Annotated in this window: 7 protein-coding genes and 2 CRISPR repeat arrays (1 of these 9 only partly in view); of the genes, 2 read left to right on the top strand and 5 right to left on the bottom strand. The window is 67.6% G+C overall.

Annotation, left to right across the window (positions count from 1 at the left end):
- Positions 1-37: 37 nt before the first annotated feature.
- Positions 38-613, bottom strand: coding sequence for a BadF/BadG/BcrA/BcrD ATPase family protein (locus BQ9890_RS16980; protein WP_407638906.1), 576 nt, complete (start codon positions 611-613; stop codon positions 38-40).
- 454 nt (positions 614-1,067) lie between these two features.
- On the opposite strand from BQ9890_RS16980, the gene BQ9890_RS13240 reads away from it, so the two are divergent.
- Positions 1,068-1,757, top strand: coding sequence for a TetR/AcrR family transcriptional regulator (locus BQ9890_RS13240; protein ID WP_230297958.1), 690 nt, complete (start codon positions 1,068-1,070; stop codon positions 1,755-1,757).
- An 8-nt stretch (positions 1,758-1,765) separates the two neighbouring features.
- Here BQ9890_RS13240 and BQ9890_RS13235 read toward each other — a convergent pair whose 3' ends face one another.
- Both BQ9890_RS13235 and tadA read right to left on the bottom strand, forming a co-directional pair.
- Complete coding sequence (locus BQ9890_RS13235) at positions 1,766-2,503, bottom strand: aminoglycoside 3'-phosphotransferase (RefSeq protein ID WP_230297957.1); 738 nt, start codon at positions 2,501-2,503, stop codon at positions 1,766-1,768.
- Positions 2,504-2,565: 62 nt separating this feature from the next.
- Positions 2,566-3,615: a tRNA adenosine(34) deaminase TadA gene (gene tadA / locus BQ9890_RS16630; RefSeq protein ID WP_075893241.1), complete on the bottom strand. Its 1,050-nt coding sequence runs from the start codon at positions 3,613-3,615 to the stop codon at positions 2,566-2,568.
- Between the two features lie 82 nt (positions 3,616-3,697).
- On the opposite strand from tadA, the gene upp reads away from it, so the two are divergent.
- Entirely contained in the window at positions 3,698-4,336 is a 639-nt protein-coding gene (upp, locus tag BQ9890_RS13225) for a uracil phosphoribosyltransferase (protein ID WP_075892123.1), read from the top strand.
- A gap of 157 nt (positions 4,337-4,493) precedes the next feature.
- Here the strand turns inward: upp and BQ9890_RS13220 are convergent, their stop codons facing one another.
- Positions 4,494-4,970 (bottom strand): GNAT family acetyltransferase, encoded by a 477-nt coding sequence (locus BQ9890_RS13220; protein ID WP_230297956.1) that lies wholly within the window; start codon positions 4,968-4,970, stop codon positions 4,494-4,496.
- A 394-nt stretch (positions 4,971-5,364) separates the two neighbouring features.
- Positions 5,365-8,259: direct repeats of the CRISPR family, unit length 28 nt; unit sequence GGATCATCCCCGCATTCGCGGGGAGCAC.
- 51 nt (positions 8,260-8,310) lie between these two features.
- Positions 8,311-9,339 (bottom strand): IS630 family transposase, encoded by a 1,029-nt coding sequence (locus BQ9890_RS13215; RefSeq protein WP_075888578.1) that lies wholly within the window; start codon positions 9,337-9,339, stop codon positions 8,311-8,313.
- A gap of 123 nt (positions 9,340-9,462) precedes the next feature.
- Positions 9,463-11,505: a CRISPR direct-repeat array (repeat unit 28 nt; unit sequence GGATCATCCCCGCATTCGCGGGGAGCAC); it runs 610 nt beyond the window's last position.

The raw sequence follows: 11,505 nt of genomic DNA, 5'->3' as shown, positions 1-11,505 counted from the left end.
CGCGGATGGGTCGTCCGCAGGCCAGGCCCGCGATGGTCTACGTGGCCACGGCGGTGAAGACGGAGGCCGCGAGGTCCTCGTGCGCCGCGCCCTGGTTGATGAGTGGCTGGAGGTCGGACTTGGCGAAGACCCCGCAGCGTGAGGCCACGGGGTAGATCTGCTGGTGGCGGGCGGCGAGGTCGTCCAGGCCGGCGGCGTCGGTGTGGAGGAGGGTGGCCATCTGGTCGATGAAGGCGCCCGTCCCACCCGCGCACGTCCCGTTCATGCGCTGTTCGGGGGTGGGGTGCAGGTAGGTGAGCTTCGCGTCCTCCCCGCCCAGTTCGATGACCACGTCGACCTCGGGGTGGAGCCTGCGGGTGGCCTCGGTGGCGGCGATGACCTCCTGGACGAAGGGGATGCCCAGGGCGCGGGCCATGGACAGGCCTCCCGAGCCGGTGATGGCCGCGTGCACCCGTGCCTCCGGGTGGGCGGCGGCGATCTCGGCGAGGAGACGGGCGAGCTCCCCACGCACGTCCGCGTTGTGGCGCCGGTAGTCGGAGAGGACGACGCGGGGCCCGTCCAGGAGCGCGACCTTCACGGTGGTCGAGCCGACGTCGATGCCGAGGGCCCACACCGGGGGAACGATCGGTGCAGTGGACGACAGCGCTGCGGGAGAGGCCACTGACGGGGGCACGGCCGACCGGTCCACTGTCGGGCGCGCAGCGGAGGAGGCCGCAGACGGTGGCACCGTGCGCGGAGGCGCAGCCGAAGCGGACCCGGTGGGAGAGGCGCCGGACAACGACTTCCCGCAGCGGTCTCCGGCCCCGCCCGCACCGCTGGTGGCCCCACTCCCCTCGGCGCGTCCCGCGCGGGAGACCCCGACCCGGCCTCGACCCATGCTCTCCTCCTCTGATCCTGTCGATGAACGTAGGGTGGTGCCGAGGCGATTTCCACAGTGTTGAAATGAGGATGGGATCATGGCCACGCACCCGGAGGAATCGGCCCAGTCCCGTCCGCGAGCGGGACTCCCACACCCCGGACCGTCAGGACCGAGCCCCTTCCCCGTTGAAATCTCCCCCGACAATTCCGTGAGCGATCCTGTTGCGAAAACCGGCGACCCTGCAGCCGGACCCTCCAGTGAGGCGCCCTCGTCGACCGCGACGGACCGCCCACCCCACGGCTGCCACCGCGGGCGCGGACCCCACGGACCCCGTGGCGAGCAGCGCTCCCACATCCTCGCCTCCGCGCACACCGAGTTCGTGGAACGCGGGTACGAGGGTGCCACGATCCGTTCCATCGCTGCCTCCGCCCAGTGCGACCCGGCGCTCGTCTCCTACTACTTCGGCACCAAGCAGGAGCTGTTCCGCGCCTGTTTCGACCTGCCCTCCGACCCCGCCTCCGAGGTCCTGTCCCTGCTGCTGCCCGGACCGGAGGGCGCAGGAGAACGCCTGATCCGCTACGCCCTGGTGCTCTATGAGGAGAGACTCACGGCCGACACCATGCAGGCCCTCGTGCGCGCACTCATCACGGACGCGGCCACGGGCAGGCGTTTCCGTTCCTACGTCCGCACCGAGGTCATCGAGCCCCTGGAGGTCCTCCTCGGGCACGGGACACACGTCGCCGAGCAGGTGGAGCTGGCCATGGCCACCCTCTACGGGATCGTCACCATGCGCTACGTCGTGCGGGTGGAGCCGTTGGCGTCCATGCCCCGCGAGCGCCTGGTCGAGGGACTCTCCCCCCTGGTCCAGGAGCGCATCGAGCAGGCCTGGCGCGGGTGAGGTGCCCCTCAGGTCGCGTCCCACAGGGCACGGTAGTAGGCGATCCGTGCTGCGTCGGGGCGAATCCCGTAGGTGTCCCAGAAGAGGTCCTCGTCCACGTCGGCGAAGTTCCACCCCAGGGACATCGTGGCCACCGCCAGGTCCGCCCACCGGTCCGCCACCCCCAGTCGTGCGAGGTCGACGTGGGCGAGGAAGCGGCCCTGCCCGTCGAGCAGGGTGTTCGGGGCACAGGGGTCGCCCTGGCAGACGACCGGTCGGTCGATCGGGGGCGGCGTCCGCAGCTCGTCGGGCACGCTCCTCCCGTTCGCCTCGGCCTGCGCGATGCGGCTCGCGACGTCCCACGTGAAGGGGCAGTCGGTGACCGGAAGCGTGTGCAGGGCGCGCAGCCCGGAGGCGATGGCGCGCACCGCGTCGTCGGTGTCCCCGGCCCAGCGGGGGTCGACGGCGGAGAGCCCCGGGAGGGCGGCGGTGACGAGGACCTCCGCTTCGGGCGTGTCGACGAGGGCGACCACACGCGGCCCGGGGTGGCGGCCCTCCAGCCACCGCATGCGTTCGGCCTCGTGGACCAGGGACTCGTGGGAGGGCTTGGGGTTCCACTTGACGAACCGGGGCTCGGGCCCCTCGACGCGCCCGGTGAGTCCCCCGACCATGTTCTCCCAGACCAGGGTGACCGGCCCCTGGGCGATCTCCTGCATGAGCGGGGGCACGGGGACCCGGGGGTCCGGGTGGCTGGCGAGATCGGGCACCCCCGGTCCGGGCAGATGTGAGCCGTCGGACGTGGGGCCCGGGTCGGCCGGGCGCTGGGCGTTCAGTGTCTCGCGTCGCCGCGCCGGCGCCGCCGCACGGGGATCGCCCCGATGTCCTGCGGGGAGGCAGCGTCGACACGTCGGGGCGCGGCCCTCGGATCCTGGTGATCGGGCGCGGACGGGTTCTCGGGCTCTGCTGCGGAGGAGGGCCGCCTCGCACCGGGACGTGACGCGGGGTCCGCAACTGTCATGGGGAGCGGGGGCACTCCGCCGGGGACCGTCGGTGAGCCGGGTCGGGGAACGGGTCGCGCCTGGGGCGGTGCCGGTTCCGCGGGAGCGGTGGTGCCGGTCGGTGCCGTAGTGCCCGTCGGGGCTGCGGCACCGCGCAGGCGATCACGACGGGAGGGCAGTTGCGCCTCCCCCCTCGTACCGGGGCCGCCCGGGGAGGAGGAACGGCGCGAGGGCGTCGCCCTCGTGGATGTGGACGCGGCAGCGGCCCCTGGTGCCACGGGGGCAACCGTGGGGCTCGGCACAACGGCGGGGACGGACGTAGGGGCGGGGGCGGAGGCCGACCCGGACTGCCCGCGTTCCCAGGAACGGGGACGTGAGCGCACGGTGCCCGCTGACTGCCGGTCCGCCGACGACGACGCCCCCGAGGAGGCGCGGACGGACCCGAAGAAGCCGCGCAGCTGGATGGTGGCCTCCTCCTCGAGGATGCCGCCGATCACCTCGACGCGGTGGTTGAGGCGGGAGTCGCGCAGGACGTCGCGCACCGAGCCAGCAGCACCCGCCTTGGGGTCCCAGGCGGCGAAGACGACACGGTCGACGCGGGCCTGGACGGCAGCGCCCGCGCACATCGTGCAGGGCTCCAGGGTGACCACCAGGGTGCACCCGACGAGGTTCCAGCGGGCCAGGCGCCTGCCGGCCTCGCGCAGGGCGATGACCTCGGCGTGGGCGGAGGGATCGTGGTCCTGCTCGCGGCGGTTCCGGCCCTCCCCGACGATGCGACCCTGCGAGTCGAGCACAACGGCGCCGACGGGCACGTCGCCCCCCTCCCGAGCCCGGTTGGCGAGGAAGAGCGCCCGCCCCATCGCCTCACGCAGACGGTCCATGGACACCACGCCCACAGCCTACATGCGCCGCGCGCGCCGCAGCAGGGGGTCTGGGCCGAGTCGCTCGCGGTACCCTTGCCCCATGCGTCTCCACGTTGCCGATCACCCGCTCATCGCCCACAAGCTGACCATCCTGCGCGACAAGAAGACCCCCTCGGCGACGTTCCGCCAGCTGGTCGACGAGCTCGTGACCCTGCTGGCCTACGAGGCCACCCGTCACGTCTCCGTCACCGACGTCGCCATCAACACCCCCGTCGCCCCCACCGTCGGGCGCAAGATGGCGGAACCCCGCCCCATCGTCGTCCCGGTGCTGCGCGCGGGCCTGGGGATGCTGGAGGGCATGACCCGCCTGCTCCCGACCGCCGAGGTCGGCTTCCTGGGCATGAAGCGTGACGAGGACACCCTGCAGGTCGAGACCTACGCCAACCGCCTGCCCGACGACCTCACCGACCGCGAGTGCTTCGTGCTCGACCCGATGCTCGCCACCGGGCACACGATGGTCGCCGCCGTGGACTACCTGTTCCAGCGCGGGGCCCGCGACGTGACCTGCGTGTGCCTGCTGGCCGCGCCCGAGGGCCTGGCGGAGCTGGAGAAGTTCGTCGGTGACCGCGCCGATGTGACCGTGGTCGTGGCGGCCGTGGACGAGCGCCTCAACGAGAAGTCCTACATCGTCCCCGGGCTCGGGGATGCCGGCGACCGCCTCTACGGCATCGTCGACTGACCCCTTGCCGAAGTCCGCTCTGTTCCAGGCGTGAAGTCCGCTCTGTTCTGACCCCGAAGTCCGCTCTGTTCTGACCCCGAAGTCCGCTCTGTTCGGGGCGTGAAGTCCGCTCACCCTGCCCAGCGCGGGCGGCGGGGAACAGGGATGCTGCCGGCGGTCAGGGACGCTCCAGCCAGCGCTCCATCACGACGCTGGTGCTGCGACCGAAACCCTGTTCCTCGTAGAAGTCGAGGACCTGGGTGTTCGCCGCCCTCACCATCAGCATGATCTTCGGGATCCCCCGGGCGAGAAGCCATTCCTGGGCCGCCGCCACCAGTTGGTGGCCGATGCCCTGCCCGCGGTGGGCGTCGTCGACCGCGAGGTAGTACATCCACCCGCGGTGCCCGTCATGGCCGACCATGACCGTTGCGATGACGTGGTCGCCCTCGTCGCGCACCCCGAGCACGTCGGAGACCTGGCCACCCAGGGCCCGCAGGAAGTCGGCCTGGGGCGGGTTCCAGGGGCGCGTGAGCCCGCACGACTCCCAGAGGTGGGCGACGTCGTCGGCGTCGGTGGGGCGCAGGGACATCGCGCGTCCATAGCAGCCGGTTCCTGCGAGCCGGGACGGTTGCTGCTGATCGGAGACGTCTCCCATGATGTGGCCTTCCATGTTGTCGGGCTCGCTTCCCCCGATCCGCAAGAAGCTCTGTGGTCTTGCCGAGGACTGTTTCTCCCTGAACAGGGATCCATGCCAAATGAGATCAGAACCGGGCCTTCAATGCCTGCATCTGTCCGAATGACGCGGCAAGGTAGGAGCCCCACTTCGCCCAATCTGTGTAGCACATGATGCAGTCCGAACGAGTCCAGCAGTCGAGGGACGGAGCTGGAAGTTCGCCACGGGCTGGAGCAGCCGACTCAGTCACGCCCGAGTCTCCATTCTCCGTCGGCGGGGAGCCTTCTGAGTCGGATCGAGCGGCAGTGATGGCAGCTCGACCGTCTGAGCATTCGCGGGAGCAATCGGAGGAGACGGTGCTCCGTTCTCCCACCCGGGGTCCTCCCCGCATTCGCGGGGAGCACTAGGACAGGCACTCCGGGTCCGTCACCGTGCCGGGATCATCCCCGCATTCGCGGGGAGCACTACGGCTACACGGGTGCCGAGGCCGGCACGCAGGGATCATCCCCGCATTCGCGGGGAGCACATCGCCTTCGATGGAGACGAGTCCGTCCACATCGGATCATCCCCGCATTCGCGGGGAGCACATCGTCTACACGCTCCGCAGCCTCTCCGACTACGGATCATCCCCGCATTCGCGGGGAGCACATCCCCGGCCACCAGCCCGGCACCACCCTGGACGGATCATCCCCGCATTCGCGGGGAGCACGCCGCTCCCAAGGAGGGCGGCCAGCCCGTTGCGGGATCATCCCCGCATTCGCGGGGAGCACTCCGAGTACGAGTTATGGCCCCTTGGCGTGTACGGATCATCCCCGCATTCGCGGGGAGCACTCGTAGGCACTGATGCCCAACTGGTCCATGAGCGGATCATCCCCGCATTCGCGGGGAGCACGTCCCATACGGGAATCCCATTCACTGGGGATGGGGATCATCCCCGCATTCGCGGGGAGCACGCCAGCATCCAGGGCGACCAGCTCCGCACCAAGGGATCATCCCCGCATTCGCGGGGAGCACTTCCGCAGCTTCCGCGCCTTGTCGCGGGCGGCCGGATTATCCCCGCATTCGCGGGGAGCACCCGGACAGCTCCAGGGCATCAACGCGCGCGAGGGGATCATCCCCGCATTCGCGGGGAGCACGTCCCCTTCTCGGTGCGGAACCGGACCCTGAACGGATCATCCCCGCATTCGCGGGGAGCACTCAGCGGTCCACTTCTCGGAGCGGTCGGCGGCCGGATCATCCCCGCATTCGCGGGGAGCACCTCTGGCGAGTCTCCTACGAACTCGACCTGAGCGGATCATCCCCGCATTCGCGGGGAGCACTGCGCCTCTGCCTCCACTACTGCGAGCCGGTCAGGATCATCCCCGCATTCGCGGGGAGCACGAATCCGACGCCGCAGGGTCCGTGGTCAGTGGAGGATCATCCCCGCATTCGCGGGGAGCACCTCCCAGCGGACGAGCTTGGCGAGGGCGGTGACGGATCATCCCCGCATTCGCGGGGAGCACATGTTGTGTGTTGACAACGAGACGGGACAGGGGGGATCATCCCCGCATTCGCGGGGAGCACTTCCCCCGGCCCGACCCCGAGGACATCTACAAGGGATCATCCCCGCATTCGCGGGGAGCACGACGGCTCCGGTGCGCTGGCGGCGGGTCATCGGGGATCATCCCCGCATTCGCGGGGAGCACGCCGAGATCCGCGCACAAGCTGCGGGTCTGGGCGGATCATCCCCGCATTCGCAGGGAGCACCCACGTCGGGCCTCCAATCTGCTCGTGACTTGAGGATCATCCCCGCATTCGCGGGGAGCACGCCTGCTCCCACGCGATTTCCTCGCGCGTGTACGGATCATCCCCGCATTCGCGGGGAGCACGGGGGCTGTTTCATGCGGCGCGGCGCTTGCGGGGGATCATCCCCGCATTCGCGGGGAGCACTTCGAGGCAGTCCCCGTGGTAGAGGGTCACATGGGATCATCCCCGCATTCGCGGGGAGCACTTCCCGAGGAGCCACTGCATGAGGCCGTCAGGCGGATCATCCCCGCATTCGCGGGGAGCACCGTCAGAGAGAACGTGAAGAGTCCGCTCGACGCGGATCATCCCCGCATTCGCGGGGAGCACCGTCTGTGAGGTTCCGGGAACGCTTCGCCCCGGGGATCATCCCCGCATTCGCGGGGAGCACCTGGTAGGCGGGGGTCGTCGCTGCGTCTGGGTGGGATCATCCCCGCATTCGCGGGGAGCACAAGCAGGTAGGCCCACATGGACAGAGCCGGAAGGGATCATCCCCGCATTCGCGGGGAGCACTACCGGGGGATCTGGCCGCCCCACTCGCGCGGGGGATCATCCCCGCATTCGCGGGGAGCACACCGTCCGTCATTGACGCTCCAGACGTGACGAGGGATCATCCCCGCATTCGCGGGGAGCACGTCTCCACCTCGACGTCGTAGCCGTCAGCGTCCGGATCATCCCCGCATTCGCGGGGAGCACGTCTCGGTCACACGGATGGACCATCCGGTGTTGGGATCATCCCCGCATTCGCGGGGAGCACAAGGTCTCCCCGTTCACGTTTGACAGGCCCTTGGGATCATCCCCGCATTCGCGGGGAGCACGCGTCGCTCTCCGAGATCCCGCCGTACCCCAGCGGATCATCCCCGCATTCGCGGGGAGCACGTGATGGACTGGGCGACGATCTGGCCGTCCTCGGGATCATCCCCGCATTCGCGGGGAGCACCTTCTACTACCGAGAGACACGGAAATGACCCGCGGATCATCCCCGCATTCGCGGGGAGCACGTCGTCCCGAGTGAGGCGGGTGGGCGGACGCGGGGATCATCCCCGCATTCGCGGGGAGCACGCCATGTTCTCTGCGCGCGTGCCATAAGCGAGGGGATCATCCCCGCATTCGCGGGGAGCACTCAACTTGACCGGTCGGCCCAACCTGACCTAAGGGATCATCCCCGCATTCGCGGGGAGCACCTATTCCTACCCACCCCTTTGCATTAGAGCGCAGGATCATCCCCGCATTCGCGGGGAGCACATACCTATAACTATACCGCTCTACCCGGTACAGGGATCATCCCCGCATTCGCGGGGAGCACAGAGTGTGCGAGTGAGTTGTGCCCGCCCTTGAGGGATCATCCCCGCATTCGCGGGGAGCACACACACACACATCGACAGTACTATTGAGAATCGGGATCATCCCCGCATTCGCGGGGAGCACATCCGCGTCTCGCGTACGCGTACGCGTAACGTAGGATCATCCCCGCATTCGCGGGGAGCACCGTATTGCTCTAGCTATTCATTAGTTCCTATAGCGTGAACAGAACGAGTTCTTACAGTTTGTAGGGGAATGTGTTTCCGGTGATGAATGTTTCGAACGCGTGGCGGGTCTGTTCGAACGTGTCGCGTTGGAGGTTGGAGATCTGGGCCTTGGCTTCTGCCCAGACGTGTTCGATGGGATTGTGGTCGGGAGCGTAGGGCGGCATGTTGATCAAGTGAATACCGGCCAGCGTCTGGTTGGTGGCGAGTTCATGGCGGAGTTTCTTCGACTTGTGCCAGCCTGCATTGTCCCACACGATGGTGATCTTGTGGCCCTTGTGGTGGAGTGCGAAACTGGTGAGCGCAGTGATGATGGTGTCACTGTTTTGCCACTCGACTGCTTCCAGGTGCACGCTACCCGTCTTCTGGTCGAGGAACCCGATGTAGGACTGGGCCTGACGCTGACGGTCGACCTTCAGCTTCGTCTTCTCACCCCGCTTGTACCATGCCCGCCGCGTGATCGCCTCGTGCTCAAGGCGGACCTCATCTGCTGCCACCACAATCACCTCAGGGTCGGCGAGGTCCTCAGCGAGCTCCGCCTGGATCTCCCCCATGCGCACCTCAATCACATCGTCGCTGGCCCGGCGCTTGTCGAACGCTTCCACACCATGGAAGGACAAGCCTGCTTGGTGGAGGAGGAACACCAAGGACGTGTCACTGTCGTAGGTCACCTCGAAGCGGTCACTGACCCACGCGCTCAGTGCAGGCACCGTCCAAAACCCACTCGGCACCAAGTCCGGGGAGGGTGGTTGGGACAGGACCTCCATGACTTCCTCCCGTTGGGAGACAGTCAGCTTGGAAGCATTCAGGTTCCCCAACTTGAAGTCATGGATGGACGCCAACCGACACTCCCCAAAGTCCCTCTTCCACTGATTGACCGTGGAGGGCTGACGTCCGACAATGCGAGCAACGAAATCAATGCCTGCACCTTCGGCGAGCATGAGCATTGCCTCAGCCTTCTCACGCATCAAGACCGTCGGCCCGTGTCTCTTGTGGTCAAGAAGAATATCCCATTCTTCCACCGTCACCTCAATCTTTCCCATAGCGTAATTCTACGGGCCCGCTCACACATTTTGGCGTTATCACCAAAGCGTGTCCGGATTACGATCGCGAAATATCGACAGGCAATTCTGAACCATCAGAACTCGTTCTGTTCCCGCTATACCGGCATCATCCCCGCATTCGCGGGGAGCACGTGAGCGTGATGTACGCCAGTCGCTGCACGACGGGATCATCCCCGCATTCGCGGGGAGCACAGGGTTCCCTGGGTTGTTCGGCCGTCAGGGCCAGGATCATCCCCGCATTCGCGGGGAGCACGCACGACACCCCCGAGCGGGGGTGTTTCGGCTAGGATCATCCCCGCATTCGCGGGGAGCACTTACTTCTAACTATACCGCTCTACCCGGTACAGGGATCATCCCCGCATTCGCGGGGAGCACTTCTAACGTTCTAACGTTCTAACTAATCAATAGGGATCATCCCCGCATTCGCGGGGAGCACCAAACCTAGGTCATATTCGGCCGACCGGTCAAGGGATCATCCCCGCATTCGCGGGGAGCACCTAATGATTAGTTAGAACTGTATGTGTTCACAGGGATCATCCCCGCATTCGCGGGGAGCACCCCAGCCGCCCTACGACGTGGCCGCGTACGGCGGGATCATCCCCGCATTCGCGGGGAGCACCTTCTGCTCGTAGCGCTCCGGGACTAGACCCCAGGATCATCCCCGCATTCGCGGGGAGCACGACACACTTGACTAACCAAACAACTACCCTCCCGGATCATCCCCGCATTCGCGGGGAGCACGCCACGTCCTGCTGTGCGGCTTTCGTGCGCAGGGGATCATCCCCGCATTCGCGGGGAGCACCTTCGCGAAACTTCTGCATCCACGGACACCCTTGGATCATCCCCGCATTCGCGGGGAGCACGAGTCGGCGGCCAAGGAAGTGAGTCGCGCCGAGGGATCATCCCCGCATTCGCGGGGAGCACGGCCTCAAGGAGGACGAGAAGTGGTGTCGCCACGGATCATCCCCGCATTCGCGGGGAGCACAGGACATGGACGGTGGAGGCTTTGGCCTTCGTGGGATCATCCCCGCATTCGCGGGGAGCACACCCGCTCACGGATGGGTGCGGGCCGCCGACGGGGATCATCCCCGCATTCGCGGGGAGCACCCCCCACCGATCCGGTCCCGTACATGGAGAAGGGGATCATCCCCGCATTCGCGGGGAGCACGGCCTCGCTGACGCCGCCGCCGTAGACCTTCACGGGATCATCCCCGCATTCGCGGGGAGCACCAGGTCCACTCCCGCTTCCCGGTGATCTCGGAGGGATCATCCCCGCATTCGCGGGGAGCACGCCTTCTCGCCAAGTTCCTTCACGCGGGAGTAGGGATCATCCCCGCATTCGCGGGGAGCACCTTCTGGTCGCGCTTCCACTGGTCGTAGGCGAGGGATCATCCCCGCATTCGCGGGGAGCACACGCTGCTCATGGCCTCGTCGAAGTCCGCGAACGGATCATCCCCGCATTCGCGGGGAGCACCGTCTACGAGGGCTCGTGGTGGGTGAACCTCGAGGATCATCCCCGCATTCGCGGGGAGCACTCCGGCCTCATCCTCGGCCTGAGCGCCGCGGGCGGATCATCCCCGCATTCGCGGGGAGCACCTACGTGGCTTGAAGCCGATGACAGTTGACGAGGGATCATCCCCGCATTCGCGGGGAGCACGCACCGGGTCCGGTGCATCCACCTCCACGGGCCGGATCATCCCCGCATTCGCGGGGAGCACCTTCTCCGTCCGGGCGACGATGGCCGCGAGCGCGGATCATCCCCGCATTCGCGGGGAGCACAACGGGGAGGCGTCGGCAGTGAGGACGGCCAGCGGATCATCCCCGCATTCGCGGGGAGCACGGATGGGCAGCGTCTGGGGGTGGAGCTCGCCGCGGATCATCCCCGCATTCGCGGGGAGCACCTTCCCGCCCGACGATGGCTCGATCATGACCCGGGATCATCCCCGCATTCGCGGGGAGCACATCAAGGCCGCTGCGACTGTGGACCGGGTGATGGGATCATCCCCGCATTCGCGGGGAGCACTTGCACTGCGTGATCAGGCTGTTGTGGCTGACGGGATCATCCCCGCATTCGCGGGGAGCACCCTTTGAGCGGACCATTTCCACGGATCAGGTAGGGATCATCCCCGCATTCGCGGGGAGCAC

The organism is Actinomyces provencensis (genome assembly GCF_900155435.1).
Taxonomy (GTDB): domain Bacteria; phylum Actinomycetota; class Actinomycetes; order Actinomycetales; family Actinomycetaceae; genus Pauljensenia; species Pauljensenia provencensis.
Note: the sequence above shows the minus strand (reverse complement) of the source record. Positions and strands in the feature narration are given on the sequence as shown.